This is a genomic window from Actinokineospora fastidiosa (genome assembly GCF_014648415.1).
Lineage (GTDB): Bacteria > Actinomycetota > Actinomycetes > Mycobacteriales > Pseudonocardiaceae > Actinokineospora > Actinokineospora fastidiosa.
In genome coordinates, this window is sequence record NZ_BMRB01000001.1 from 543447 (window position 1) to 569397 (window position 25951).

Genomic DNA, 25951 nt, shown 5'->3' on the forward strand with positions numbered 1-25951 from the left:
TGTGAGCCCCATGCTCGAGGTCACCGGCCTCGGCCACACATACGAGGCCAAGGACGGGGCGCACACCGCGATTTCCGGGTTGTCGTTCACCGTGGAGAACGGCGAGCTGCTGTGCGTGGTCGGCCCGTCCGGCTGCGGGAAGTCGACCCTGCTGCGCGCCATCTCCGGGCTCATCCGGCCCAGCGAGGGCACGGTGAGCCTGCACGGGACGCCGGTCGAGGGCGTGCCCGCCGACCTGGCCGTGGTGTTCCAGGACTACAGCCGCTCGCTGTTCCCGTGGCTGTCCGTGCAGCGCAACGTGGAGTTCCCGCTGCGGGACCTGCCGCGCGCCGAGCGGCACGAGCGGGCCGAGGAGGCGCTGGCGGCCGTCGGGCTGTCCGCGGCGGCGCGCAAGCACCCGTGGCAGCTCTCCGGCGGCATGCAGCAGCGGGTCGCCATCGCCCGCGCGCTGGCCTACCGGCCCGCGCTGCTGCTGATGGACGAGCCGTTCGCCTCGGTGGACGCGCAGACCCGCTTCGAGCTCGAGGACCTGCTGCTGCGGGTCCGGCGCGAGCAGGAGACCACCGTCATGCTGGTCACCCACGACATCGACGAGAGCGTCTACCTGGGCGACCGGGTGCTGGTGCTGTCGAAGTCGCCCGCGACCGCGGTGGCCGCGCTGGACGTCCCGCTGGGCGCCGAGCGCGAGCAGATCGCCACGCGGGCGTCGGAGGAGTTCGTCGACCTGCGGGCCAGGGTGGCCGGGCTGCTGCAGGCCAGGGAGCCGGTCGAGGCGTGAGGAAGGGCCCGGGGGCGACCCCGGGCCCTTCCGCCGTCACGGCAGCTTCACGCAGACGACGCTGGGTGGCTCGGTGTAGCTCAGGCCGTTGACCGCGCCCTCGACCGAGGCGCACTCCTCGACGTCGGTCTTGCCGTCGAGCACCTCGACGATCTCCAGTTCGACGTCGGAGCCGCCGCAGGCGACCTTCTTGGTCTTCTCCGGGCTGTCGAGGCCGGTCAGGCACTCGCCCTTGGTGGCGTTGACCGTCAGGCACAGGGAGAAGTCCGAGCCGCGGCCGGACTGCGAGTACTGGGTGTAGTCGCCGTCGGGGCAGCTGGCGGTGTCGCTGTCGAGCTTCTTGCCGACCTTGAACACCGCGTCCGGGCTGTCGCAGCCGATCTTCTCGACGTCGGCGTCGGTCGAGCTGGCCTTCTTGACCTTGATGCAGTCGCCGACGTTCGCGCTGGCCGGGGACTTGGTGAAGAAGTAGACGCCGACGCCGCCGACCACGAGGATGCCGACGATCACCACGATGGCGCGGATGAGCTTGGAGTTGGACTTGCGCGGCGGGGGCGCCGCGCCCTCCGGCGGGGCCGCCGGGAACTGCTGCTGCCCGTAGGGCTGCCCGGGCGGCGGCGTCTGGCCGTAGGGCTGGCCCTGCGGGGGCGTCTGCGGGAAGCCCTGGTCCTGCGGGTACGGCTGGCCCTGCGGCGGGTACTGCTGCCCCTGCGGCGGGAACTGCTGCCCCTGGGGCGGGTACGGCTGGCCCTGGGGCGGGAAGGGCTGGCCCTGCTGCGGGTAGGGCTGGCCCTGCTGGTGGGGTCCGCCGGGAGGCGGCTGCTGCCCGTAGGGCGGCTGGGGGCTGGACATAGGCACCTTCTGAGGGATTCCCGGGTTTGGCGGTGCAATCTAACCCGAGCGGCCCGACAGCGGGTTGCGTTTGGACATTCCGGGCGTCAGGCCCCCGGCGTCTCGATGCAGAAGACGACCGGCGGCTCCGGATAGCCCAGGCCACTGCCGTCCGGGCAGCCCGAGGGGTCGGTTGTGCCCTCGATCACCTCGGAGATGCGGATGGCGTTCTCCGACGAGCAGTCGGCGACGACGAACGCGCTGTTGGCGTCGTCGGGGTCGTAGCAGGTGTCCGCGACGAAGTTGGGCATCAGGCACAGCAGCTCGGTGCCGGTGCGCACCTCGCGGTAGGCGCCCTCGGGGCAGCCCACCTCGTCGAGCGAGCGGGTGGAGGCCAGCTTGAAGGTGGCGTCGGGCGCGGCGCAGTCGACCGCCTCGGCCTTGGCCGTGTCGTCGGGGCCGGTGACGGCCATGCAGGGGCCCGAGGCGCTGGTCGCGCCCGGCCTGAGCGCGAGGTAGACCCCGACCCCGGCCGCGGCCAGCACGACGGCGGCGATCACCGCGACGGCCACCAGCGGCAGCCCCAGCACCTTCCTGGCCTGGGCTTTCGGCTCCTGCTCCGTCATGTCGCCTCCGCGCTCGTGGTACGGACGAGGCCGCACGGTACCGGACTCTGCGACACTGGAGAACGTGACCGACGGACCGCTGATCGTGCAGTCGGACAAGACGCTCCTGCTGGAGGTCGACCACCCGCTGTCCGATGACGCGCGGACGGCCATCGCGCCGTTCGCCGAGCTGGAGCGCGCGCCCGAGCACGTGCACACCTACCGCGTGACGCCGCTGGCGCTGTGGAACGCGCGCGCCGCCGGGCACGACGCCGAGCAGGTCGTGCACGCGCTGACGACGCATTCGCGCTACCCCGTGCCGCAGCCGCTGCTGATCGACATCGTCGACACCATGGCCCGGTTCGGGCGCCTCACGCTGCACAACCACCCCGCGCACGGCCTGGTGATGTCCACCACGGACCGGGCGGTGCTGGAGGAGGTGCTGCGGCACAAGAAGATCGCCCCGATGCTGGGCGCGCGCATCGACCCCGACACCGTCGTCGTGCACCCGAGCGAGCGCGGCCGCCTCAAGCAGGTGCTGCTCAAGGTCGGCTGGCCCGCCGAGGACCTCGCGGGCTACGTCGACGGCGAGGCGCACCCCATCGACCTGCGCGAGGACGGCTGGTCACTGCGCGACTACCAGCGGCAGGCGGCGGCGGCGTTCTGGGACGGCGGCTCCGGCGTGGTCGTGCTGCCCTGCGGCGCGGGCAAGACCCTGGTCGGCGCGGCGGCGATGGCGCACGCGAAGGCCACGACGCTGATCCTGGTGACCAACACGGTGGCGGGCAGGCAGTGGAAGCGCGAGCTGATCGCGCGCACGTCGCTGACCGAGGAGGAGATCGGCGAGTACTCCGGCGAGCGCAAGGAGATCCGGCCGGTCACAATCGCCACGTACCAGGTCATCACCCGCAAGTCGAAGGGCGAGTACAAGCACCTGGAGCTGTTCGACTCCCGCGACTGGGGCCTGGTGGTCTACGACGAGGTGCACCTGCTGCCCGCGCCCGTGTTCCGGATGACCGCCGACCTGCAGTCCCGGCGCCGCCTCGGCCTGACGGCCACGCTGGTGCGCGAGGACGGCCGCGAGGGCGACGTGTTCTCCCTCATCGGCCCCAAGCGCTACGACGTGCCCTGGCGCGACATCGAGAACCAGGGCTGGATCGCGCCAGCGGAGTGCACCGAGGTCCGCGTCACGCTGACCGACCGCGAGCGGCTGGAGTACGCCACGGCCGAGCCGGAGGAGCGCTACAAGCTGTGCGCCACGGCCCGGACCAAGATCCCCGTGGTCCGGTCCATCCTGGACCGTCATCCCGGCGAGCCGACGCTGGTCATCGGCGCCTACCTCGAGCAGCTGGAGGAGCTGGGCGCGGCGCTGGACTGCCCGGTGATCCAGGGCTCGACCCGCAACGCCGAGCGCGAGCAGCTGTTCGACGCGTTCCGGTCCGGGGAGCTGCCCCGGCTCGTGGTGTCCAAGGTTGCCAACTTCTCCATCGACCTGCCGGAGGCGTCGGTGGCGATCCAGGTGTCCGGGACGTTCGGCTCGCGGCAGGAGGAGGCCCAGCGGCTGGGCCGCCTGCTGCGCCCCAAGGGCGACGGCAGGCAGGCGCACTTTTACTCGGTGGTGTCCCGCGACACCCTCGACACCGACTACGCCGCCCACCGCCAGCGCTTCCTGGCCGAGCAGGGCTACGCCTACCGCATCTGCGACGCCGACGACCTGCTGGGCCCGCTACCGGAGATCGGCTAGCACGGCGTCGGTGAACGGCGTCCACGCCTGGATCGCCCACTCCCCGAACGGCCGGTCGGTGAGCACGACGCACGCGGCCCCGGCGTCCGGGTCGACCCACAGGAACGTGCCGGACTGTCCGAAGTGGCCGTAGGTGCGAGGCGAGCTGGTCGTGCCGGTCCAGTGCGGCGACTTGGCGGAGCGGATCTCGAAGCCGAGGCCCCAGTCGTTGGGCTTCTGCATGCCGTAGCCGGGCAGGACGCCGTTGAGCCCGGGGAAGGCCACGGAGGTGGCCTCGGCGAGGGTGCCGGTCAGGGTGGGGTTCTGCAGCTCGGCGACGAACCGGGCGAGGTCGTCGACGGTGGAGACGGCCCCGGCGCCCGCGCTGCCCTCCAACCGCGTGTCCGCCATGCCGAGCGGGGCGAAGACGCCTTCGGCGAGGTAGTCGGCGAAGGCGATCCCGGTCGCCTTCGCGATGTGCTCGGCGAGCACGGCGAAGCCGGTGTTGGAGTAGATGCGGCGGGTGCCGGGCTGGGCCTGCACGGCATCGGAGTCGAACGCCAGTCCGGAGGTGTGCGCGACGAGGTGCCGCACGGTCGCGGGCCCGGCGGGCTCGTCCCACTCGACCGCGCCCTCCTCGACGGCCAGCAGGACCCCGTACGCCGTCAGCGGCTTGGTGACGGAGGCGAGCTTGAACACCCGGCCCGTGTCCCCGTAGCTCCCCAGCACGGCCCCGTCGGCGCCCACGACCGCCGCGGCCACGTTGTCGACCGGCCACTCACTGAGAAGACGCAGGCTGTCCATGCGGCCAGCCTAGGTGGCCCGCCGCGGGCTGGCGGACGCCCCACCGCGAAGCCGCTGCCCGGGAAAGGGCGAAGGCCCGGTCCGAGTGGACCGGGCCTTCGCCGTGGTGCTGGAGGCGTGGATCAGAAGTCCATGCCGCCGGTCGGGTCGCCGCCGCCGGGGGCGGCGGAGGCCTTCTCCGGCTTGTCGGCGACGACAGCCTCGGTGGTGAGGAACAGCGCCGCGATGGAGGCGGCGTTCTGCAGCGCCGAGCGGGTCACCTTGGTCGGGTCGAGGACGCCCGCCTTGACCAGGTCCTCGTACTCGCCGGTGGCGGCGTTGAGGCCGTGGCCTGCGGGGAGGTTCTTGACCTTCTCCACGACGACGCCGCCCTCGAGACCGCTGTTGACGGCGATCTGCTTGAGCGGGGCCTCGACGGCGACCTTGACGATGTTGGCGCCGGTGGCCTCGTCACCGGTCAGCTTGAGGCCCTCGAACGCGGTCTTGGACGCCTGCAGCAGGGCGACGCCACCACCGGCGACGATGCCCTCCTCGACGGCGGCCTTGGCGTTGCGCACCGCGTCCTCGATGCGGTGCTTGCGCTCCTTGAGCTCGACCTCGGTCGCCGCACCGGCCTTGATGACCGCCACGCCACCGGCCAGCTTGGCCAGGCGCTCCTGCAGCTTCTCGCGGTCGTAGTCGGAGTCCGACTTGTCGATCTCGGCGCGGATCTGGTTGACCCGGCCCTCGATCTGCTCGGCGTCGCCGGAGCCCTCGACGATCGTGGTCTCGTCCTTGGTCACCACGACCTTGCGGGCGCGGCCCAGCAGCGAGATGTCGGCGTTGTCGAGCTTGAGGCCCACGTCCTCGCTGATGACCTGGCCGCCGGTCAGGATGGCCATGTCCTGCAGCATCGCCTTGCGGCGGTCGCCGAAGCCGGGCGCCTTGACGGCGACCGACTTGAAGGTGCCGCGGATCTTGTTGACCACCAGGGTCGCCAGGGCCTCGCCCTCGACGTCCTCGGCGATGATCAGCAGCGGCTTACCGGCCTGCATGACCTTCTCCAGCAGCGGGAGCAGGTCCTTGACCGACGAGATCTTGGAGCCGAACAGCAGGATGTACGGGTCCTCCAGGACCGCTTCCTGACGCTCGGGGTCGGTCACGAAGTAACCGGAGATGTAGCCCTTGTCGAAGCGCATGCCCTCGGTGAGCTCAAGCTCCATGCCGAGCGCGTTGCTCTCCTCGACGGTGATGACGCCTTCCTTGCCGACCTTGTCCAGCGCCTCGGCGATCAGCTCGCCGATCGTGGTGTCGCCAGCGGAGATCGACGCGGTGGCGGCGATCTGCTCCTTGGTCTCGACCTCGGAGGCGCTCTTGTGCAGCTGCTCGATCACGGCCTCGACGGCCTGCTCGATGCCGCGCTTCAGCGACAGCGGGTCCGCACCGGCGGCCACGTTGCGCAGGCCCTCGCGGACCAGCGCCTGGGCCAGCACCGTTGCGGTGGTGGTGCCGTCACCGGCGACGTCGTCGGTCTTCTTGGCGACCTCTTTGACGAGCTCGGCCCCGATCTTCTCCCACGGGTCCTCGAGCTCGATCTCCTTGGCGATCGACACGCCATCGTTGGTGATGGTCGGCGCGCCCCACTTCTTCTCGAGCACGACGTTGCGGCCACGGGGGCCGAGCGTCACCTTGACGGCGTCGGCGAGGGTGTTCAGGCCGCGCTCGAGGCCGCGGCGCGCTTCCTCGTCAAACGCGATCAACTTGGCCATTGCGGTGTAGTCCTCCGTCGGGTGGAAACACGAGTGGCCAGGCTCGGTGCCCGCGACGGACGACAGGCGACTTTGGCCTGCCTCACCGTCCCGACCTCGTTGGCACTCGATGAGCCCGAGTGCCAACGTCGTGTTTAGCACTCTCCGACGGCGAGTGCAAGCCAACGGGTCAGGGCGTGCGGGTGACGATGGAGATGTCGGGCAGCGTGGCGCGCGGGGTGGTGGTGGTCGTCTGCTCCGCGCTCTCCCCGCCCGGACCGACCTGGATCGACGGCGCCGTGGTGCTCGGACCGGGCTCGGTGCCGCCGTCGGAGGAGGTCAGGATGAGCACGACCGCGACGATCACGCCGATGGCGACCGCGCCGACGGCGACCGGCGCGACCCAGCGGGCGCGGGTCTTCTCCTCGCGGAAGGCCGACGCGCCGATGGGTGTCGGCGGGCGCAGCCGGACCGGCTCCGCGGGGCGGTGCGGCGGCCGGGGCGGCGGCTGGGGCGCGCGCATCGGCTGGCCCTGCGGCGGGCGCGGCCCGGCGGGGCGGCGCGCGGGCGGGGCGGTGGACTGCGCGGCGGCGCCGAGCGCCTGGCGGGCGGCGGCGACGAGCTCGCGGCAGTTGGCGAAGCGCTGCCCCGGCGTCTTGGCCATGCCCCGGCGCACGATGTCGTCGATGGCCGGGGGCAGCACGACCTGGTCGGTCACGGCGGGCACCTCGCGGTGCAGGTGGCCCTGGATCACGTCGGGCACCTGCCCGGTGAACGGCGGGCGGCCGGTCAGGCAGGCGAACAGCACGCAGGCCAGCGAGTACGCGTCGGTGCGGCCGTCGACGGGCTCGCCGCGCAGGTGCTCGGGCGCGGCGTAGGTCGGCGAGCCGAGGAAGTCCCCGCCGCGCGTGCGGTGGCCGGTCGCGCCGCGCCTGGTCAGGCCGAAGTCGGCGAGGTAGACGTGCTCTGCGGTCGACTCGCGCGCGGTGACCAGCACGTTCGCTGGCTTGACGTCGAGGTGCACCAGGCCGCGGTCGTGCAGGTTGTCCAGGGCCTCGGCGACCTGGGCGAGCAGGGCCAGCGTGCGCTGCGGCGACATCGGGCCGTCGGCGATCAGGCTGGCCATGTCCGAGCCGTCGACCAGCCGCATGGCGATGTAGAGCAGGCCGTCGACCTCGCCGAAGTCGTACAGCGGGACGACGTTCGCGTGGTCGATGGCGGAGGTGTTGCGGGCCTCGTCGACGAAGCGCTCGCGGAACTCGGGGTCGGTGGTCAGGTGCTCGGCGATGATTTTCAGCGCGACCTTGCGCCCCAGCCGGACGTCGGTGGCGCGGTACATCACGCTCATCCCGCCCTTACCGAGCACGCCGTCGATGCGGTAATGACCCAGACGCCGCCCGGTGAGATCCTCCGACACGCTCGGCAGCGTAACGGTCAACGCCCGGCCGCTGGGCGCGGCCTGCGGGTTTGCACCAGAACCTGACCCGGCCCGGCGAGGTCGAGCAGCAGGCCGTCCCCGGTGCGCAGCGACTGCGGTCCGGACGGGTCGACGGCCCGCAGCCGCACCTGGGTGGTGTCGGAGTAGGCGAGCAGGTGCGCGGGCTCGACGGTGATCGCCTCGCCCGGGTCCAGCGCGATGGCGTCGAGGGCGCCGCCGCAGGCCAGCACGGTCACGCCCATGCCGGAGAGGTGTTCGAGGAAGCCGTGCTCGACGCCGAACAGCGGGTGGAAGCCCGCCCAGCCGGGGTCGGCGCGCAGCGTCACGGGCAGGGCGAGCCGGGCGCCGCGGGCCACGCACCAGCCCTGCGAGCCGTCCAGCTCCAGCACGTGCGCGTCGCCTGCGTGCGCGGGCGCGAGGTCGACCCAGCCGCCCTCGGCGGGCGCGGTGAACACCGCGGGACGCGCCCGGCCCCGGCCCCTGCCGGAGTCGATGACCACGCCGTAGCTGGTGGCGACCATGGCGGCGTACTCGGCCTGGACGGCCTCGCCGGGCGCGAGCACCAGCCGCGCCACCGCGAACGCCTGCGTGTGCCGCGTGCGGACCTGCATCGTGTTCCCTCCCCCGAGCGAATGCGCCGTGGAGTCTCGCACGCGGGCAAGATGAGCCCGTGATGTGGAGCGCTTCGGACTACCGGGACCGGGTCGCCGCCCTGGTGCCGCCCCTGCCGGTGGTGTCCGCGCCGCTGGCCGACTGCCTCGGCCTGGTGCTGGCCGCCGACGTGGTGGCGGGGGTGTCGCTGCCGCCGTTCGACAACTCCGCGATGGACGGCTACGCCGTGCGGGCGGCGGACCTCGGCGAGACGACCGTGCTGCCGGTGGCCGACGACATCCCGGCCGGGCGCACCGACGTGCGGCCGCTGGAGCCGGGGACGGCCCAGCGGATCATGACCGGCGCCCCGCTGCCGCCCGGCGCGGACGCGGTCGTGCAGGTCGAGCTGACCGACGGCGGCATGGACACGGTGACCCTGCGCGGCCGGGTCGAGCCGGGCAAGCACATCCGGCGCGCGGGCGAGGACGTCGTCGCCGGGACGGTCGTGCTGCGGGCGGGGACGGTCCTGGGCTCGGCGCGGCTGGGCCTGGCCGCCGCGGTCGGCCTGGGCGAGCTGCCGGTCCGGCGACGCCCCCGGGTGGTCGTGCTGTCCACCGGCACGGAACTGACCCCGCCGGGCGAGCCGCTGGCCCCGGGCCGCATCTACGAGTCCAACAGCGTGCTCCTGGCCGCCGCCGTGCGCGAGGCAGGCGGCGAGGCGACCGTCCTGCGGTTCGTGCCCGACGACGTGCCCGCCTTCCTGTCCGCCATCGAGCCCTACCGCGACGCCGACCTGCTGATCACCTCCGGAGGGGTGAGCGCGGGCGCGTACGAGGTGGTGAAGGACGCACTGTCTGACCGCGGCGTGGAGTTCGTCAGGGTCGCGATGCAGCCGGGCGGTCCACAAGGCTGCGGCCGGATCCGGTTCCCGGCTGACTCGACTGGCTTCGACCACACAGGCGCGGCCGAGCCGACAGGTCCGGACCGCGCGACGGCAGCTGAGTCGGCTGCGGTCGGGCCAGCTGCTCCTGACCGCGGGACAGCGGCCGGGTCGGCCGCGCTGAGCCCCACCGCAGCTGGGCCGACAGGTCCGAATCGCGGCGCCGAGGTCAGGCAGGCCCTGGAGGGTCCGGCCGCAGCCGGATCAGCCGACTCGGACCACTGGGCGGCTGGGTCGGCCGCGCTGAATCACGCTGGGGCTGAGTCGGCTGGTCCGGATCGGGGGGCGGCGGGCGGGGCGGCTGCGCTGGGGTCCGCCGCGGCTGGGTCGGGTGCCGGGGATTCGGGGGGCGGGCTGGCGGTGGTGACCCTCCCGGGCAACCCGGTGAGCGCGGCGCTGTCGTTCGAGTTGTTCGTCCGGCCCGCCCTGCTGCGGGCGGCGGGGCACGCAGTTGTGGACCGGCCGCGGGCCAGGGCGCGTACGACGGAGGCGCTGCGGTCGCCGTCGGACAAGGTGCAGTACCGGCGCGGCCGTCACGACGCGGGGGTGGTCGAGGTGGTTCCGGTGGGCGGGCCGGGCTCCCATCTGCTGGCCTCGTTCGCCGAGTCCAACTGCCTGATCGAGCTGCCGGTCGGCGTGACCGAGATCGCCGCGGGCGACGAGGTCGATCTGGTCCTGCTCGACTGAACCCGCAGGTCAGATGATCTGAACATATGATGGCACCATCTGGAGCGGCAGTTCGAATGATGCCGTCATATGATCTCATCATCCAAATGATGGCATCATATGTTCAGATCATCTGACTGTGGTGGGGGCGGCGGGCGTCCAGATGCTGGTCAGCGGAAGTGATTCGGTTGTTCGCAAAGCGTAGGATCAGGCTGCCGTCCGGGCACCGCGTGCGACGTCGGGGGCGCACGCGTTGTCCGGGCCCTGGCAGGCGTAGCGTGTGCCGCAAACCCTGTCGAGACGTTGGGGAACCACGCATCCGATGAGCGCCGCACCCGAGAAGCCCGGCGCGCTGGCCCACGCGGTCGCGCTGACCAAGAGCATCATCCCGCCGCTGCACCCCGCAGGCAGGCCGTTCGTGGCGGGCGGTGCGCTCGCCGCGCTGCTCATCCGGGCGAAGTCCCGCCGCGCAGGCGTGCTCGCCGGGATCTTCACCGCCTGGCTGGCCTGGTTCTTCCGCGAGCCGAGGCGGGTCACGCCGAAGCGGCCCGGCATCGCCGTCGCCCCGGCCGACGGCACGGTGTCGCACGTCGTCGAGGCCGTCCCGCCCGCCGAGCTCGGCCTGGGCGAGACCCCCATGCTGCGGGTGAGCGTCTTCCTGTCGGTCTTCGACGTGCACGTCCAGCGCACCCCCGCCACCGGCGTGGTCGTCAGCGCCGTGCACGTGCCCGGCAAGTTCCTCTCCGCCGACCTCGACGAGGCCAGCGAGGTCAACGAGCGCACCAGCGTCCACCTGCGCACCGACGACGGCCACGACCTCGCCGTCGTGCAGATCGCAGGCCTGGTCGCGCGCCGGATCATCTGCTCGGTCCACGACGGCGACAAGGTGCTCGCTGGCCAGACCTACGGGCTGATCCGCTTCGGCTCCCGGGTCGACCTCTACGTCCCGACGGGCAGCCGCGTGCTGGTCGAGCCGGGGCAGCGCACGATCGGCGGGGAGACCGTGCTCGCCGAACTGGCCTCCTGATGGCCCCCGCCGGGCCCGGCGTCCGCCTGCTGCCCAACGCGATCACCGTGCTCGCGGTGTGCGCGGGCCTGTCGGCGGTGCACTTCGCGCTCAACGGCCAGCCCGCGGGCGCGATCGCCGCGATCGGCGTGGCCGCGGTGCTCGACAGCCTCGACGGCCGCATCGCCCGCCTGCTCGACGCCACCAGCAAGATGGGCGCGGAGCTGGACTCGCTGGCCGACGCGATCTCCTTCGGCGTCGCGCCCGCGCTGGTGCTCTACGTCTGGAAGTTCGACAGCGCCAACCGCTTCGGCTGGGTCATCGCGCTGATCTTCGCGGTGTGCATGATCCTGCGCCTGGCGCGGTTCAACACCCTGCTCGACGACGCCGAGCAGCCGCCGTACGCCAAGGAGTTCTTCGTCGGCGTGCCCGCGCCCGCTGGCGGCCTGCTGGCGCTGCTGCCGCTGATCGTGGCCATCCAGGTCGGCGGGGACGGCCAGTGGTGGCAGTCCGAGGCCGTGGTCAGCGTCTGGATGGTCGCGGTGTCGGCGCTGCTGATCAGCCGCATCCCGACGATGTCGCTCAAGACCGTGCGCGTGCCCGCGCGCGCCGTCGCGCCGCTGCTGGTCGGTGTCGGCCTGCTGGCGGCGGCGGTGATCACCTACCCGTGGCTGGCGCTGTCGGTCGCGCTGGTGCTGTACCTGCTGCACATCCCGTACGCGGTGCGCCGCAAGCACTGGCTGGCCAAGCACCCGGAGGCGTGGGACGTCCCGCCGCGCGAGCGCCGAGCGATCCGCCGCGCCCACGGTCGACGCCTGGGACTGCGGCCGCCCGGGTTCGGCAAGGTCGCGGGCGCGGCCCGGCGCGCGGTCGGCAGGCGCGGTGAGCGGCTGCGCGAGGCGCGCGCGCCGATGGCCCGGTCGTGGCGGCGTACGGGGCTTCGCCGGACGCAGCGGTCGCGGGAGCAATAGCCTGGGCGCGTGAGCCCTCAGATCACCCTGACCGTCCGGTTGTCCCCGTCCGCTCTCGACAGCAGGCGCGGTGTCGTCCGGCTGCACCCGGAAGTGCTCGACGCGCTGGGCCTGCGGCCGTGGGACGGGGTGCGGCTGACCGGCGCCCGGGTCAGCGCCGCCCTGGCCGCCGAGGCCGGTGTGGACGGTCCGACCGGCGTGGTCCTGCTCGATGACATCACCATGTCCAACGTGGGCGTCACCGAGGGCGGCGAGGTCGTCGTCGCGCCGGTCGAGGTCGCGCCCGCGCGCTCGGTCACGGTCGCGGGGTCGCGGCTGGCGGGCACGGCGCTGTCCCCGGAGACGGTGCGGTCGGCGCTGATGGGCAAGGTCCTCACCGTCGGCGACGCGGTGTCGCTGCTGCCGCAGGACCTGGCCCCGCCGCCGGGCGCGGACGTCGGCGCCGTGCGCGGCAAGCTGTCCCGCGCCATCGGGATGACCTGGACCAACGAGCTGCTCACGATCACCGCGACCGAGCCGACCGGCGCGGTCACCGTCCACCCGACGACGGTCGTGGGCTGGCGCGACGGCGCCCGCACGGGCGAGCGGGCCGCGGTGGCCGTGGGCGGGAGCGCGCCGGTCTCGCGCGCCGCCGAGCAGGTGATCGACGCCGAGGTGGTGGCGCAGGAGCGGACCGAGACCCCGGTCCCCCTGACCGACCTGGTGGGCGCCCGGGAGGCAGCGCGGACCCTCGGCGAGTGGTTCGAGCTGGCGTTCACCCGGCCGGAGCTGCTGGCGCGGCTGGGTGCGGCGGCCCGGCTCGGGGTGCTGGTGACGGGCCCGGAGGGTGTGGGCAAGGCAACGCTGGTCCGGTCGGTGGCCGACGCCGCGGAGGCCCGGGTGGTGGAGCTGACCGCGCCGACGGTGGCCGTGCTGGAGCCCAACGCGGCCGCGGCCCGGGTGCGCTCGGCGATCGAGGCCGCGCAGGCCGCGACGCCGTCGGTGCTGCTGATCACCGACGTCGACGCCCTGCTGCCCGCCGCCGACCAGCCGCCGGTCGCGCCGGTCGTGCTGGACGCGCTGCGGGCCGCGGTCGAGCACCCCCGGCTGGCGCTGGTGGCCACGACCGCGCACCCGGAGGGCGTCGACCGGCGGCTGCGCGGGCCGGACCTGATCGACCGCGAGCTGTCCGTGCCGCTGCCGGACGCGCGCGGGCGCACCGAGCTGCTGCGGGTGCTGTTCCGGGACGTGCCGGTGGAATCCGATGTGGACTTCGGCGCGCTCGCCGCGCGCACGCCCGGCTTCGTCGCCGCCGACCTGATCGCCGTGCGCCGGGAGGCCGCGATCCGCGCCGCCCTGCGCGACCGCGACGCCGACGAGCCCCGGGTGGTGCAGGACGACCTGATGGGGGCCGTGCAGACGATCCGGCCGACGTCGATGTCGTCGAGCCTGAACACCGGCGGGATCACCCTGGACGACGTCGGCGACATGGCCGAGACCAAGCAGGCGCTGACCGAGGCCGTCCTGTGGCCGCTGCGCTACCCGGACTCCTTCGCCCGCCTCGGCGTGGCCCCGCCGCGCGGGGTGCTGCTGTACGGGCCGCCCGGCGGCGGCAAGACGTTCCTGCTGCGGGCGATGGCGGGCACGGGCCAGCTGAACGTGCTCGCGGTCAAGGGCGCCGAGCTGATGGACAAATGGGTCGGCGAGTCCGAGCGGGCGGTGCGCGACCTGTTCCGCAGAGCCGCGGACGCCGCCCCCGCGCTGATCTTCCTCGACGAGGTCGACGCGCTGGCGCCCCGGCGCGGGCAGTCGTCGGACTCCGGCGTCGCCGACCGCGTCGTGGCGGCCCTGCTGACCGAACTGGACGGTGTGGAGCCGCTGCGGGACGTGATCGTGGTGGGCGCGACGAACCGGCCCGAGCTGGTCGACCCGGCCCTGCTGCGGCCAGGGCGGCTGGAGCGGCTGATCTACGTCCCGCCGCCGGACACCGAGGCGCGCGCGGCGATCCTGGCGGCCACGGCGCGCAACACGCCGCTGGCGGAGGACGTGGACCTGGCGGCGTACGCCGAGGAGCTGGAGGGCTACTCGGCCGCCGACTGCGCCGCCCTGATCCGCGAGGCCGCGCTCACCGCGATGCGCGAGTCCCTGGACGCCAAGATCGTCACCGCCGCCCACCTGGCGACGGCCCGCGACCGGGTCCGCCCGTCACTGGACCCCGCGCAGCTGGCGGCCCTGGAGGCATACGCCCAGAGCCGCGCTTAGCCAATTCCAGATGACGGCATCATCTGGGCGGTCATGTCAGATGATGCCATCATCTGATCAACCGCGCTAGATGATGTGATCATATGATCCGACCATCCGGATGATTGCGTCATATGACGGCAGCATCCGGATGGTCAGATCATCCGGATGATGTGGCCATCTGAATGGTCAGGCGAAGGGGTCGTCGCTGGTGGCGGGGTCCCATGACAGGCCGGGGGTGCCCCACTTGTTGGCCTTGAGCATGCGCTTGGCGTCGCGGGAGTTCCTGCCGACCAGGCGGTTGAGGTAGAGGAGGCCGTCGAGGTGGTCGGTCTCGTGCTGCAGGCACCGGGCGAAGAAGCCGGTGCCCTCGACCTCGATCGGGTTGCCGTCGACGTCCTGCCCGGTCACCTTGGCCCAGGACGCGCGGCCCGTCGGGAACGCCTCGCCGGGCACGGACAGGCAGCCCTCCAGGTCGTCCTCCGGGTCCGGCATGCCCTCGGGGACCTCACTGGTGGTCAGCACCGGGTTGACCACGTGCCCGTAGTGGCGGGTGCCCTCGTCGTCGGGGCAGTCGTAGACGAACACGCGCAGGCCGATCCCGATCTGGTTCGCGGCGAGGCCGACCCCTCTGGCGGCGGCCATGGTCTCGAACATGTCGTCGACGAGGGCCTTGAGCTCGGCGTCGAACGCCTCGACCGGCTTGGTGGGCTGGTGCAGCACCGGCTCGCCGACGATCCGGATCGGGTGAACTGTCATACCCGCAGGGTAGAAGGAGATGACCGGGACGCGCCGGGGGACGTGACGATCACCTGGCCCGCTCACGTGGTGTAATGACCGCACGCGCCAGCGAAGTCGCCCGCGAGGAGCAGATGGACGCCGCCGAAGTGCCAGCCGAGGCCCCCGGTCTCAGCGACCGGGACCGAGCCTTCCTCGCCTTCGAGCGCCAGTGGTGGAAGGCCGCGGGCGCGAAGGACAAGGCGATCCGTGAGACCTTCGGCCTGTCCAGCACCCGCTACTACCAGCTGCTCAACGCCCTCCTCGAGACGCAGGAGGCCATGGCGGCCGACCCCATGCTGGTCAAGCGGCTGCGCAGGCTACGAGCCACCCGACGCGCCCGACGGCTGGGATTGGAGCCCCGATGACCACCGAACCGATGCGCCCCGCGCGGATAGCGGGACTGGCGCTGCTCGGCGTGGCGGCGGTCGCCACCGTGCTGGGCGTCGTCACGCTGCTCGGCGGCAACGGCGAGCCCAGCGCCGGTCAGACGAGCATCACCCTGCCCGCGGGCAGCACCACCCCGCCGACCGGCGCCACCACGGAGATCTCCGGCCCCGGCACCACCACCCCGCTCCCCCCGACGACCGGCGCGACCCAGCCCCCCACGGCCACCACCGAGCCCAGCGCCGTGCCCACCGCCCCCGGCGGCGGCCCCGGCACCACCGGCGGCCCGGGAGCCCCCGGCTCCCCCGACAACCGGCCGTCCTATCCGGACATGCAGGTCCGGGTCTACAACAACAGCACCATCAGCGGCCTCGCCGACCGCGCCGCCGCCGACCTCAGGGCAGCGGGCTGGAACGTCGTGGAGGTCGGCAACCACCAGGGCAGGCTCCACGAGACGACGGTGTACTTCCGCCCCGGCACCGACGAGGAGGCCGCCGCCCGCGCCCTCGCCGCCGCCTTCAAGATCCGCGTGGAACCCCGCTTCGCAGGCATCGAGAACGCCAGCCCCGGCGTCATCGTCATCGTCACCAAGGACTGGGCCGAGCGCGCCCCAAGCAAGGGCTGAGGCTGTCAAAGGCCCGGCGATAACGGGTAACGCCTACCGCTTCACCGACGACGCACAGCAGGTCCGACGACCAAGGGGCCTGCGTGCGCGGTGTGGTGAATCTGCTGATGGTCCTGCTCGGCGCCTCCGGCTGCTCCAATGCGGTGGTCGGGCACCCGTCACCTGAACCCCTGCGCGCAACCGAGGTCATCCTCCTCAGCCCCATGTCCGCCCCGGAGGACACGGCGCGGTGGCGGATCACCGAGGAGGCGGTGGGCGGCTGCCACTCGTCGAGCATCAGCCCGGCGAACTCCCGGGCCCGCCGGTGCTTCACGGAGGACTCGCAGGTCCTCGACCCTTGCTACGTGTCGCCCTTCGCCGGATCGGACGAGGCGCTTTGCCTGTCGGACCCCACGGGCGGCGACGCGGTCAGAATCGTCATCACGTCCGATGCGTAAGGGCCGCCCGGTGACGCTCCCCCCTCGGGCAACCCGTGGTTCCTCGAGCTGGAGGACGGCCAGCGCTGCGGGATGATGGGCGGCGCGACGACCACGCTCAGCGGGATGCGCATGAACTACGCCTGCGATGACGGGTACGGATACGGCGACGTCGATCAGAGCGCGAAGATCTGGACGCTGTTCTTCCAGTCCGATGGTTCGCCCGAGGTCATCGAGGTTCCAGTGCGGACGGCGTGGTTCTGAGGGGTCGGTGAAAACCGCTTTCCCCCGACCGGCCGACGCACGCACCATCTGCGGGTATGACCGGTTCCAGCATCGTCGCCTTCCTCGTCGCGTCGTTCACCCTGGCCATGGTGCCTGGGGTGGGGACGGCGATGCTGCTGCGACAGTCCGTGCGCGGGGGCCGGAAGGCGGCGGTGGCGACAGTGGTGGGGATGGAGGTCGGGGTCGCCGTGTGGGCGTTGGCGGCGGCGTTGGGGCTGTCGGTGTTGTTGGTGGCCTCCGAGATCGCCTACCAGGTGTTGCGGATCGCCGGGGTGGTCGTGCTCATCGGGTTCGGGATCAAGGCGCTGGTCGCTCGGGGGGTCGGGGAGCTGGGGGAGGCGCCGGGCGGGAGCGGCTTCCGGTCGGGGCTGGTGGTGAACCTCGCCAACCCGAAGCTCGCCGTGTTCGCGGTGTCGTTCCTGCCGCAGTTCGTCGACCCGGACGCCGGGCGGTGGGTGCTGGTGCTGCTGGCCGCCGCCTGGGTCGTCATCGACACGATCTGGTACCTGCTCGTCCTCGCCCTGCTCACGCGGGTGATGGACGCCCTGAAGCGGCCCCGGGTGCGGACGGTCCTGGAGCGGATCTCCGGGATCGCCCTGGTCGGCCTCGGGATCAAGCTCGCCGTCGAGGGCTAGGCGCGCCAGGGCAGGTCGGGGAGGGCCGTCATCGCGGCGTAGCCGGGCGACTCGGCCAGCTCCTCGGCCCGCCCGGCCAGCAGCAGGACGCGGATGCGCCGGGCCTGCGCCGCGGTGAACGTCTCGCCGACGAGCAGGAACGGCAGCGTCAGCCGCCAGAACGCGACCACGGTGTCGCGGTGGCGGTCGGCGGCGCGCAGTGCGGCGACGGCCACCCGCAGGGTGTGCTCGTTCTGCGTCATCGCCACCGGCATGCCGCCGTGGTCCCACGCCCAGCGGGACTGGTCGGCGCGGGCGCAGGTCAGGCAGCCCGGGTCGCCGGTGCCGAGTTCGGCGCGACAGGCCGGGCACGGGATCAGCCGCAGCGCCCAGTCGGTGCACGTCCACGGGTACACCCCGGCTGGCTCGGCGAGCACGTCGGCGGCCAGGTCGCGGTCGGCCGTGTCGTCGCCGCGCAGGGCCTCCCAGTCGGCCTTCCAGTACGCGTCGACGGCATCGGCGCAGGTGGCGCACGTCGGGTAGCCCCGGCCGAGCGGGTCGCCGCAGCCCGCGCACGGCCGCACCGCATCGGGTCGGGCCAGGAGCCGCGCTCCCGGCGGGTACGGCCGCGCCATGGTCGACAACCCTAATGCTCACTTGGCAGCCACGCCCCCCGCCGGCTAGGGTCGGCCTCGGAGAAAACCCAGAACGCGGGAGCTCGCGCCAAGGCGGGCTGAGAGGGCGACCGACACCGGTGTCGCCGACCGCTGAACCTGACCGGGTAATGCCGGCGTAGGAAGGACAGCGTCCCCGTGACCGCTCTTGACGACCGTTCCGTGCGTCCTGCCGTCACCACCGGGCCCATCGAGGGCTCGCACAAGCGCTACACCGAGGTGGACGGCCTGCGCGTCCCCGTGCGCCGGGTCGAGCTGACCAACGGCGAACACCTCGACCTCTACGACACCTCCGGCCCGTACACCGACGCCGATGCCCACATCGACGTCCACTCCGGACTCCCGCGGCTGCGCGAGTCCTGGATCGCCGAGCGTGAGCCGGTGAACGGCGCCGTCACCCAGCTGGCGTACGCCAAGGCCGGGATCATCACCAAGGAGATGCGCTTCGTCGCCGCGCGCGAGGGCATGGACCCCGAGTTCGTGCGGCAGGAGGTGGCGATCGGCCGGGCGGTGATCCCGGTCAACCGCCGCCACCCCGAGGTCGAGCCCGCCATCATCGGCAAGAAGTTCCTTGTCAAGATCAACGCCAACATCGGCAACTCGGCGGTGACCTCCTCGATCGAGGAGGAGGTGGAGAAGATGGTGTGGGCGACCCGCTGGGGCGCCGACACGATCATGGACCTGTCCACCGGCAAGCGCATCCACGAGACCCGCGAGTGGATCATGCGCAACTCCCCCGTCCCGGTCGGCACCGTGCCGATCTACCAGGCGCTGGAGAAGGTGAACGGCGACCCGGCCAAGCTGAGCTGGGAGGTCTACCGCGACACCGTGATCGAGCAGTGCGAGCAGGGCGTCGACTACATGACGGTGCACGCGGGCGTGCTGCTGCGGTACGTGCCGCTCACCGCGCGGCGCGTCACCGGCATCGTCTCCCGCGGCGGCTCGATCATGGCGGCGTGGTGCCTGGCCCACCACAAGGAGTCGTTCCTCTACACGCACTTCGAGGAGCTCTGCGACATCCTGCGCGCCTACGACGTGACCTTCTCCCTCGGCGACGGCCTGCGCCCGGGCTCGATCGCCGACGCCAACGACGAGGCCCAGTTCGCCGAGCTGCGCACCCTCGGTGAGCTGACGCACATCGCCAGGGCCAAGGACGTCCAGGTGATGATCGAGGGACCCGGGCACGTGCCGATGCACAAGATCGCCGAGAACGTGCGGCTGGAGGAGGAGCTGTGCGGCGAGGCGCCGTTCTACACCCTCGGTCCACTCGCGACGGACGTGGCCCCCGGCTACGACCACATCACCTCGGCCATCGGCGCGGCGCAGATCGGCTGGCTGGGCACGGCGATGCTGTGCTACGTCACGCCCAAGGAGCACCTGGGCCTGCCCAACCGCGATGACGTCAAGACCGGCGTCATCACCTACAAGATCGCCGCGCACAGCGCCGACCTGGCCAAGGGCCACCCGCGCGCGCAGGAGCGCGACGACGCGCTGTCCAAGGCGCGCTTCGAGTTCCGCTGGACCGACCAGTTCAACCTCTCGCTCGACCCGGACACCGCGCGCTCGTTCCACGACGAGACGCTGCCCGCCGAGCCCGCCAAGACCGCGCACTTCTGCTCGATGTGCGGGCCGAAGTTCTGCTCGATGAAGATCACCCAGGACGTGCGCCGCTACGCCGAGGAGCACGGGCTCGACTCCGCGGAGGCCATCGAGGCGGGCATGGCCGCCAAGTCCGAGGAGTTCGCCGACCAGGGCGGCAAGGTGTACCTGCCGGTGGTCAAGTGACCCCGCCGCGGGCGCTCACGATCGCCGGGTCGGATTCCGGCGGCGGCGCCGGGCTGCAGGCCGACCTGCGCACGTTCTTCGCCTGCGGCGTGCACGGCATGACCGCCGTGACCGCGGTGACGGTGCAGAACTCCGTGGGCGTCAGCGGCTACACGGTGATCCCGCCGGAGGTGGTGGCCGCGCAGATCCGCGCGGTCGCCACCGACATCGGCGTGCAGGCGGCGAAGACGGGCATGCTGGCCACCGCGGAGACCATCGCCGCGGTGGCCGCCGCCGTCGATGAAGTCCACATCGGACCGCTCGTGGTCGATCCGGTGGCCGCGTCGATGCACGGCGACCAGCTGCTGCGCGACGAGGCGCTGGACGCGCTGAAGACGCTGCTGTTCCCGCGCGCGACCCTGATCACCCCGAACCTCGACGAGGTCCGGCTGCTGACCGGCATCGACGTGACCGACCGGGCCGGGCAGCGGGAGGCGGCCAAGGCGCTGCACGCGTTCGGCCCGAAGTGGGTGCTGGTCAAGGGCGGGCACCTGTGGACCGATCCGTCCTGTGTGGACCTTCTTTACGACGGATCGGAGTTCGTCGAGCTGGACGGCCCGCGCTTCGACGTGCGTCACACCCACGGCAGCGGTGACACGCTGGCGTCGGTGGTGACCTCGGCGCTGGCGAAGGGCAACACGCTGCCGGACGCCGTGCGCGCGGCGAAGGCGTTCATCGTGGAGTCGGTGCGGCACGCGTACCCGCTGGGGGCGGGCGTCGGCCCGGTGTCGCCGCTGTGGCGGCTGCCGGACGCGGCGGCGTTCCTCACTCCGCCAGCAGCGACTCCAGCACGGGGATAGCGGCGACCAGGGTGGCCAGCTCGGCCTCGGTGAGCCGGTCAAGCCGCTTGCCGAGGTCGCGCACCCGGTTGGAGCGCACGCCGGAGACGATCCGCGCGCCCTCCTCGGTGGCCTTCACCAGCCAGGCCCGCCGGTCGGCCGGATCGGGCTCGCGCCCGACGTAGCCCGCCTCCACGAGCGCGGCCACGATCCGCGACATCGTCGGCGCGGCCACGTTCTCCCGCGCGGCGAGGTCACCGAGCCGCTGCTCGCCCGATGTGACCAAAGTGGACAAAGCCGAGATCGACCCGTGGCCGAGCCCGGCACTGCCGGACCGCCGCAGCGACCGCGACAGCCGCCCGATCGCCAGGTACAGCCGGGCCGCGATGTCAGTCTCCGCAGAGCTCATCCGGTTATTGTGGCCGCATCCGGGGAGCGGACGAACCCCACCCTCCGCCAGCCGCACGCCAGCCCTCGGTCGCGCAGTTCGCCGTTAGCCCAATCGATCTACATATCCGCGTTCGGCGTACATAACGCATCCACGTCGCTACATTCTGGGTCCGGCAGCCCGAAACACCAGGGGGAATCGTGTCCGGATTCGAGGTCGACGTCGACCGCGCGCATCAAGCAGCGACCGTGTCGCTACCGCAGGCGGCCTTCCACCTCGCCCGCCCGGCCTCCCTCCTCAAGCAGCACGAGGGATTACGCCGCGACGGCGGAGAAAGCCTTCCCGCCCTCGACGCACTCCAGGTGACGTACGCCACTTATAGCGACAACCTGGCCGCTCGCTTGGTGGATGCGGTCGGCATCATCCACGAGACCGCCCAAGCCCTGGAAGAGATAGTCCTCCTGTACCGCCGAGCCGACGGACAGGGGTGAACAATGGCCGGTCCCTGGCCCTCAGAGGCCGATATCCACACCAGCGCCGACCTACTCGCCCAGAAGTTCTTCGAACTCATGGTGCACACCAACCCGTTCGGCGCCGAAACCGCGCACAACTGGCTCGCCACGAACAAACCGATGTTCCATCAGCGGTCCGAGTCGTTCATCACGCTGGACCCACAGAAGATCATAGACGAGATGGAGCGCGTGCAGTCCGCCGCGAGCGCGGTGGCATATGATCTTTCCGAGGAGTTCAGGGCAGCCATGCGGCAGGCCCGCGATCACCTGTCGGACTGGCTTGGCCCCGCTGCGGACGCCTTTCGTCAGCAACTCACACATATCGAAGCTTTCACCAATCGCCATAGTGATCTCATCACCAGGTCGGTTGGCGCTCTGGGCGCATCGGTCGCGGTGGCGACACATGTTCGCCGGGACTACCTGGAATTGGCAGACAACACGGTCAGCGCCATTGACAAGGTGATCAGGGACGGCGAGCAGTCCGGAGCGGCGTTCGCGTTGAAGATCGGCGGCGGCATCGCGAAGACCGTGATCGGCGCCCTCGCGGACCCCAGGACCGCCTTGGCCACGGTTGCGCAGGGAGTGATCGATTTCGCCGTGGAGACGGTGGACTACGGGATCAAGGGAGCCGACTTCAACGAGGTGCTCGGCTCCTACGTGCACGAGGAGGACCGGCTGCGCCGGGATTACGAGGCGGAACTCGACGCGATCAGCCACTCGCTGCGACTGGCGGACGGCGACTTGGCCGACGAGGCCTTCTCGATGTACCGCCCGCTGCCGTCGAACACCGACGTCGACAGCCCCGACTTTCGTTACGAGCATTTCTTCACGAAGGAAAGGCTCCCGGACGACGAATTCAACCAACGGGTCGAGAACGAGCGAGAGCGGATGGCGGCAGGCGGAAGCGCGTCGTCGGACATCTCCACAAGCGCGGTTCGACGACGCCTTGCTCCTGAGGAGGACCGTTGATGCACAGGGTGACCACGGGAGCCATCGCTTTCAGCGTCTTGCTCCTAGCGAGCGGCTGCTCGAAGGCGATCGGCGGCGACCCGACCACAGCACCGCGGCCGACATCGACGAGTGCGGCGTTGCCGACACCGTCGGCTCCACCAGTACACCGGCCGATCGATATGGATCCGTATCTCTCGAAGCCGTGCGCGCTGACTCCGGTGGAAGACCTTCGGGAGTTCGACCTCGGCGCCGAGGTGCGGCAGCTTGAACAGTTCAGCCGGGACCTGGCTTCCTGCTCTTCCTCGGGCGACCTCGACGCGGGCAGCCTCGACCTGGCCCTGTTCGAGGCATCGCCGGTCGGGTCGCCGCTGGTGATGGCCTACCACCACAAGACTTCGTCCGAGGTCTTCGAGCCGCTCGAGATCAGCGGGATGCCCGCCGTCCGATACGGCTCCGGAGAAGCCGGGGACAGCTGCTACGTCGCGGTCGGAACCGACAGCGACCAGGGATTCCGCATCGACTACCGCCCCGGGAAGCCCGCACCCGACTTCGCCGACACCTGCGACTCGGCCGTCTCCGCGGCGGAGATCGTCGTGGGGCGGTTGGGGGTGTGAGTCACCTCGGCGGGCTTGAGGCTTGGGCCCAGAAGCGTTGGGGGATGCGGCCCGCGGCGCGGGCGAGGCGGCCTGCGGTGACGGCGTGGCGCATCGCGGCGGCCATGCGTTCGGGGTCTTCCGCCCTGGTCACGGCGGTGGCCAGGAGGACGGCCGAGCAGCCGAGCTCCATGGCCAGCGCGGCGTCGGATGCGGTGCCGATCCCGGCGTCGAGGATGACCGGGACGGACGCGCGCGCCACGATCAGCTCGATGTTGTGCGGGTTGCGGATGCCCAGGCCGGTGCCGATCGGCGAACCCAGCGGCATGACGGCGGCGCAGCCCGCCTCCTCGAGCCGCAGGGCGAGCACCGGGTCGTCGTTGGTGTAGGGCAGGACGACGAAGCCGTCGTCGACCAGGGTCGTCGCCGCGTCCAGCAGTTCGACCGGGTCGGGCAGCAGGGTGCGGTCGTCGGCGACGACCTCCAGCTTCACCCAGTTCGTGCCCAGGGCCTCGCGAGCCAGCTGAGCGGTCAGCACGGCCTCGGCGGCCGTCCGGCAGCCCGCGGTGTTGGGCAGCGGGTCGATGCCCAGGCGGGTCAGCAGGTCGAGGACGCCGGTGCCGCCGCCCGCGTCGACCCGGCGCAGCGAGACCGTGGTCAGCTCGGTGCCGGAGGCGACCAGGGCGCGTTCGAGGACGGCGAGGTTGGCCGCGCCCCCGGTGCCGGTGATCAGCCGCGACGAGTACTCGCGGTCGGCGATGACGAGCGGGTCGTCCATGTCAGCCTCCCTGGACAGCGGTCAGGACTTCCAGCGACGCCTCCGGCGCCACCACGGTCACCGCGTGCGACGCGCGCGGCACCACCGCACCGTCGACGGCCACGGCGATGCCCGCGGACGGCAGGCCGAGCGCGGCCAGCACCTCGGCGACGGTCGCGCCGTCGGCGACCTCGCGCGGCACGCCGTTGACGACGATCCTCATCGGACTCCCTTCGCGAAGCGGGACGGCGACGTCGCCGCGGGCTCCGGCTCCCCGGCCACCAGCGCCACCACCGCGTCGGCGGTCGTGGGGGCCAGCAGCAGGCCGTTGCGGTGGTGGCCGGTGGCGGCGAGCACGCCGGGTTCGAGCCACCCGATCACCGGCACGTTGTCCGGGCTGCCCGCGCGCAGGCCCGCGGCGGTCTCGACCAGCGCGTACTCGCCGATGCCCGGCATGACCTGCTCGGCGTCGGCGATCAGGTCGCGCACGCCCGCAGCCGTCACCTCGGTGTCGTAGCCGACCTCGTGCTGCGTCGCGCCCAGGACCAGCTCGCCGTCGGCGCGCGGCACGAGGTACACCGGGCGGGACGCGACCAGGGCGCGGACGGTCCGCGACGGCGGCGGCAGCGTGCCCGCCCGCGCCCGCAGCCGCAGGATCTCCCCCTTCACCGGCCGCACCACGCCGGTCAGCGCGGGGTGCAGGCCGCGGCTGTGGGCGCCCGCGGTCACCACGACCACGTCCGCGTCCAGCGCGTGCCCGGCGAACTCCACCCGGCCCGGCCGGACCGCGACGGCCTGCTCCGCGACGAACTCCACGGCGTCGCACGCGCGCAGCAGGGCCGCCAGCAGCGCCCGGTTGTCGACCGCCAGGTCCCCCGGCACCGACAACGCCGACCGCACCCGCGGCCCCAGGCACGGCTCCAGGGCGCGCGCCGCGCGGCCGGTCAGCCGGTCCACCTCGCGGCCCCGCGCGGCCAGGAAGTCCGCCAGGACGTCGAGCGTGGCCGTGTCGGCCGAGTCGACGCCCAGGACGAGCGTGCCCTCCCGGCGCAGCTCGAAGCCCAGCTCGTCGGCGAAGGACGGCCAGCGCTCCAGCGCGGCGGCGCCGAGGTCGAGCGCGGCCTCCTCGCCCGGCCACGACTCCGTCAGCGGCGCCAGCATCCCGCCCGCCACCCAGGACGCGCCCCGGGCGGGCGCCGGATCGATGAGCCGGACCCGGTGCCCGGCGGCGGCGAGCCGCCACGCGCACGACAGGCCGATGACACCGCCACCCACGACGGCAACGCTTTCCACAGTTCCCACGCTCCCTGCGCCGGCATGACCCGGATCAGGTTCGACGGTCGGAGCGGCGCAGCTCCCTCTCAGCCCGTACCCGGACTCCCGTGCGACCAGGTCCCAACCGTAGCGTGAACCGCATGCCCGGACTAGACGCCACCCAGATCCGCGACCGGCTGGCCGCCGCCCGCCTGTACCTGTGCACGGGGCTGCGGCCCGACCTGGGCGAGTTCGTCGACGCGGCGCTGGCCGGGGGCGTGGACGTCGTCCAGCTCCGGGAGAAGGGCCTGGAGGCGCGCCCGGAGCTGGCCGCGCTGGCGGTCATCGCCGAGCGGTGCGCCGAGCACGGCGCGCTGCTGGCGGTCAACGACCGCGCCGACGTGGCCAAGGCGGCGGGCGCGGACATCCTGCACCTCGGGCAGGACGACCTGCCGGTCCCGCTCGCCCGCGCGGTCGTCGGCGACGACATGGCCATCGGGCGCTCCACCCACGACCTCGATCAGGCCACGGCCGCGGCGCGCGAGCCCGGCGTCGACTACTTCTGCACCGGGCCCTGCTGGCCCACCCCCACCAAGCCCGGCCGCCCGGCCCCCGGCCTCGACCTCGTGCGCGCGACCGCGGCGCTGCGCCCGGACCGGCCGTGGTTCGCCATCGGCGGCATCGACGAGGGACGGATCGCGGAGGTCACCCGCGCGGGCGCGGAGCGTGTCGTGGTCGTGCGGGCTGTGACCGAAGCCACCGATCCGGCCGCCGCGGCGGCGAATCTGCTCGCCGCGCTGAGGCAGACTGGCTGA

General features: G+C 72.4%; 29 protein-coding genes and 1 riboswitch. Of the genes, 17 read left to right on the forward strand and 12 right to left on the reverse strand.

All coding sequences use genetic code 11. From position 1 onward, the window contains the following. The first annotated feature begins 1 nt into the window (after position 1). Positions 2-778: an ABC transporter ATP-binding protein gene (locus IEY98_RS02470; RefSeq protein WP_189208629.1), complete on the forward strand. Its 777-nt coding sequence runs from the start codon at positions 2-4 to the stop codon at positions 776-778. Positions 779-814: 36 nt separating this feature from the next. Here the strand turns inward: IEY98_RS02470 and IEY98_RS02475 are convergent, their stop codons facing one another. Together IEY98_RS02475 and IEY98_RS02480 are read right to left on the reverse strand one after the other, a co-directional pair. Continuing rightward, positions 815-1630, reverse strand: coding sequence for an LppU/SCO3897 family protein (locus IEY98_RS02475; protein ID WP_189208630.1), 816 nt, complete (start codon positions 1628-1630; stop codon positions 815-817). Positions 1631-1716: 86 nt separating this feature from the next. After that, complete coding sequence (locus IEY98_RS02480; protein ID WP_189208631.1) at positions 1717-2235, reverse strand: LppU/SCO3897 family protein; 519 nt, start codon at positions 2233-2235, stop codon at positions 1717-1719. Between the two features lie 64 nt (positions 2236-2299). Between IEY98_RS02480 and IEY98_RS02485 the strand changes: the two genes are divergently transcribed. Further along, positions 2300-3958, forward strand: a complete 1659-nt coding sequence (locus IEY98_RS02485) for a DNA repair helicase XPB (RefSeq protein WP_189208632.1) — start codon at positions 2300-2302, stop codon at positions 3956-3958. On the opposite strand, the gene IEY98_RS02490 is transcribed toward IEY98_RS02485, so the two are convergent. The 4 genes from IEY98_RS02490 to IEY98_RS02505 all read right to left on the reverse strand — a co-directional run bounded on the left by IEY98_RS02490 (position 3941) and on the right by IEY98_RS02505 (position 8517). Beyond that, positions 3941-4741 carry a serine hydrolase domain-containing protein gene (locus tag IEY98_RS02490; RefSeq protein WP_189208633.1) on the reverse strand — a complete coding sequence of 267 codons (801 nt, stop codon included), beginning with the start codon at positions 4739-4741 and terminating at the stop codon, positions 3941-3943. The two genes, IEY98_RS02485 and IEY98_RS02490, sit on opposite strands and share 18 nt — an antisense overlap. A gap of 122 nt (positions 4742-4863) precedes the next feature. Then, a complete protein-coding gene (gene groL, locus IEY98_RS02495; protein WP_189208634.1) occupies positions 4864-6489 on the reverse strand; it encodes a chaperonin GroEL in 1626 nt (541 codons plus the stop codon). Positions 6490-6658: 169 nt separating this feature from the next. After that, complete coding sequence (locus IEY98_RS02500) at positions 6659-7885, reverse strand: serine/threonine-protein kinase (protein WP_189208635.1); 1227 nt, start codon at positions 7883-7885, stop codon at positions 6659-6661. Between the two features lie 17 nt (positions 7886-7902). Further along, positions 7903-8517, reverse strand: coding sequence for an AIM24 family protein (locus tag IEY98_RS02505; RefSeq protein ID WP_189208636.1), 615 nt, complete (start codon positions 8515-8517; stop codon positions 7903-7905). A 62-nt stretch (positions 8518-8579) separates the two neighbouring features. On the opposite strand from IEY98_RS02505, the gene IEY98_RS02510 reads away from it, so the two are divergent. The 4 genes from IEY98_RS02510 to IEY98_RS02525 all read left to right on the forward strand — a co-directional run bounded on the left by IEY98_RS02510 (position 8580) and on the right by IEY98_RS02525 (position 14321). After that, entirely contained in the window at positions 8580-10124 is a 1545-nt protein-coding gene (locus IEY98_RS02510) for a molybdopterin molybdotransferase MoeA (RefSeq protein ID WP_189208637.1), read from the forward strand. Positions 10125-10425: 301 nt separating this feature from the next. Beyond that, positions 10426-11130: a phosphatidylserine decarboxylase gene (locus tag IEY98_RS02515; RefSeq protein WP_189208638.1), complete on the forward strand. Its 705-nt coding sequence runs from the start codon at positions 10426-10428 to the stop codon at positions 11128-11130. Then, positions 11130-12080, forward strand: a complete 951-nt coding sequence (gene pssA, locus IEY98_RS02520; protein ID WP_189208639.1) for a CDP-diacylglycerol--serine O-phosphatidyltransferase — start codon at positions 11130-11132, stop codon at positions 12078-12080. The genes IEY98_RS02515 and pssA overlap by 1 nt, the downstream gene beginning before the upstream one ends. A 9-nt stretch (positions 12081-12089) precedes the next feature. After that, positions 12090-14321 carry an AAA family ATPase gene (locus tag IEY98_RS02525; RefSeq protein WP_189208640.1) on the forward strand — a complete coding sequence of 744 codons (2232 nt, stop codon included), beginning with the start codon at positions 12090-12092 and terminating at the stop codon, positions 14319-14321. A gap of 168 nt (positions 14322-14489) precedes the next feature. Here IEY98_RS02525 and IEY98_RS02530 read toward each other — a convergent pair whose 3' ends face one another. Beyond that, positions 14490-15059, reverse strand: a complete 570-nt coding sequence (locus IEY98_RS02530) for a peptide deformylase (RefSeq protein WP_189208641.1) — start codon at positions 15057-15059, stop codon at positions 14490-14492. A gap of 113 nt (positions 15060-15172) precedes the next feature. Here IEY98_RS02530 and IEY98_RS02535 point away from each other — a divergent pair, with 113 nt between their 5' ends. The 5 genes from IEY98_RS02535 to IEY98_RS02555 all read left to right on the forward strand — a co-directional run bounded on the left by IEY98_RS02535 (position 15173) and on the right by IEY98_RS02555 (position 17425). After that, a complete protein-coding gene (locus IEY98_RS02535) occupies positions 15173-15445 on the forward strand; it encodes a DUF3263 domain-containing protein (RefSeq protein ID WP_189210002.1) in 273 nt (90 codons plus the stop codon). Then, a complete protein-coding gene (locus IEY98_RS02540; RefSeq protein WP_189208642.1) occupies positions 15442-16089 on the forward strand; it encodes a LytR C-terminal domain-containing protein in 648 nt (215 codons plus the stop codon). The genes IEY98_RS02535 and IEY98_RS02540 overlap by 4 nt, the downstream gene beginning before the upstream one ends. Before the next feature lie 83 nt (positions 16090-16172). Continuing rightward, positions 16173-16526 carry a hypothetical protein gene (locus IEY98_RS02545; protein WP_189208643.1) on the forward strand — a complete coding sequence of 118 codons (354 nt, stop codon included), beginning with the start codon at positions 16173-16175 and terminating at the stop codon, positions 16524-16526. A 105-nt stretch (positions 16527-16631) separates the two neighbouring features. Next, positions 16632-16769, forward strand: a complete 138-nt coding sequence (locus IEY98_RS02550; protein ID WP_189208644.1) for a hypothetical protein — start codon at positions 16632-16634, stop codon at positions 16767-16769. 56 nt (positions 16770-16825) lie between these two features. Beyond that, positions 16826-17425, forward strand: coding sequence for a LysE family translocator (locus IEY98_RS02555; RefSeq protein WP_189208645.1), 600 nt, complete (start codon positions 16826-16828; stop codon positions 17423-17425). Here the strand turns inward: IEY98_RS02555 and IEY98_RS02560 are convergent. Then, positions 17422-18039 (reverse strand): hypothetical protein, encoded by a 618-nt coding sequence (locus tag IEY98_RS02560; RefSeq protein WP_189208646.1) that lies wholly within the window; start codon positions 18037-18039, stop codon positions 17422-17424. The genes IEY98_RS02555 and IEY98_RS02560 overlap by 4 nt on opposite strands. A 177-nt stretch (positions 18040-18216) precedes the next feature. Here IEY98_RS02560 and thiC point away from each other — a divergent pair, with 177 nt between their 5' ends. Continuing rightward, complete coding sequence (gene thiC / locus IEY98_RS02565) at positions 18217-19863, forward strand: phosphomethylpyrimidine synthase ThiC (protein ID WP_189208647.1); 1647 nt, start codon at positions 18217-18219, stop codon at positions 19861-19863. Beyond that, the gene (gene thiD / locus IEY98_RS02570; RefSeq protein ID WP_189208648.1) at positions 19860-20702 is read left to right on the forward strand and encodes a bifunctional hydroxymethylpyrimidine kinase/phosphomethylpyrimidine kinase; all 843 of its coding nucleotides are present in this window, start codon (positions 19860-19862) and stop codon (positions 20700-20702) included. The genes thiC and thiD overlap by 4 nt, the downstream gene beginning before the upstream one ends. Here thiD and IEY98_RS02575 read toward each other — a convergent pair. Further along, a complete protein-coding gene (locus IEY98_RS02575) occupies positions 20668-21090 on the reverse strand; it encodes a MarR family winged helix-turn-helix transcriptional regulator (RefSeq protein ID WP_189208649.1) in 423 nt (140 codons plus the stop codon). The genes thiD and IEY98_RS02575 overlap by 35 nt on opposite strands. A gap of 179 nt (positions 21091-21269) precedes the next feature. On the opposite strand from IEY98_RS02575, the gene IEY98_RS02580 reads away from it, so the two are divergent. The 3 genes from IEY98_RS02580 to IEY98_RS02590 are packed head-to-tail and all read left to right on the forward strand — an operon-like array spanning position 21270 to position 23146. Next, a complete protein-coding gene (locus tag IEY98_RS02580; protein ID WP_189208650.1) occupies positions 21270-21560 on the forward strand; it encodes a hypothetical protein in 291 nt (96 codons plus the stop codon). Between the two features lie 3 nt (positions 21561-21563). Then, complete coding sequence (locus IEY98_RS02585) at positions 21564-22550, forward strand: hypothetical protein (protein WP_189208651.1); 987 nt, start codon at positions 21564-21566, stop codon at positions 22548-22550. After that, positions 22550-23146, forward strand: a complete 597-nt coding sequence (locus IEY98_RS02590) for a DUF3558 domain-containing protein (RefSeq protein ID WP_189208652.1) — start codon at positions 22550-22552, stop codon at positions 23144-23146. The genes IEY98_RS02585 and IEY98_RS02590 overlap by 1 nt, the downstream gene beginning before the upstream one ends. Position 23147: 1 nt before the next feature. Here the strand turns inward: IEY98_RS02590 and IEY98_RS02595 are convergent, their stop codons facing one another. The 3 genes from IEY98_RS02595 to thiO form a co-directional block, all read right to left on the reverse strand. After that, a complete protein-coding gene (locus tag IEY98_RS02595; protein ID WP_189208653.1) occupies positions 23148-23903 on the reverse strand; it encodes a thiazole synthase in 756 nt (251 codons plus the stop codon). A gap of 1 nt (position 23904) precedes the next feature. Further along, positions 23905-24105 (reverse strand): sulfur carrier protein ThiS, encoded by a 201-nt coding sequence (thiS, locus tag IEY98_RS02600; RefSeq protein WP_189208654.1) that lies wholly within the window; start codon positions 24103-24105, stop codon positions 23905-23907. Further along, complete coding sequence (gene thiO, locus IEY98_RS02605; protein WP_189208655.1) at positions 24102-25175, reverse strand: glycine oxidase ThiO; 1074 nt, start codon at positions 25173-25175, stop codon at positions 24102-24104. The genes thiS and thiO overlap by 4 nt, the downstream gene beginning before the upstream one ends. Further along, a riboswitch (TPP riboswitch) is annotated at positions 25170-25276 on the reverse strand. It overlaps the preceding gene by 6 nt. 21 nt (positions 25277-25297) lie before the next feature. Between thiO and thiE the strand changes: the two genes are divergently transcribed. Continuing rightward, positions 25298-25951 carry a thiamine phosphate synthase gene (gene thiE / locus IEY98_RS02610; protein ID WP_189208656.1) on the forward strand — a complete coding sequence of 218 codons (654 nt, stop codon included), beginning with the start codon at positions 25298-25300 and terminating at the stop codon, positions 25949-25951.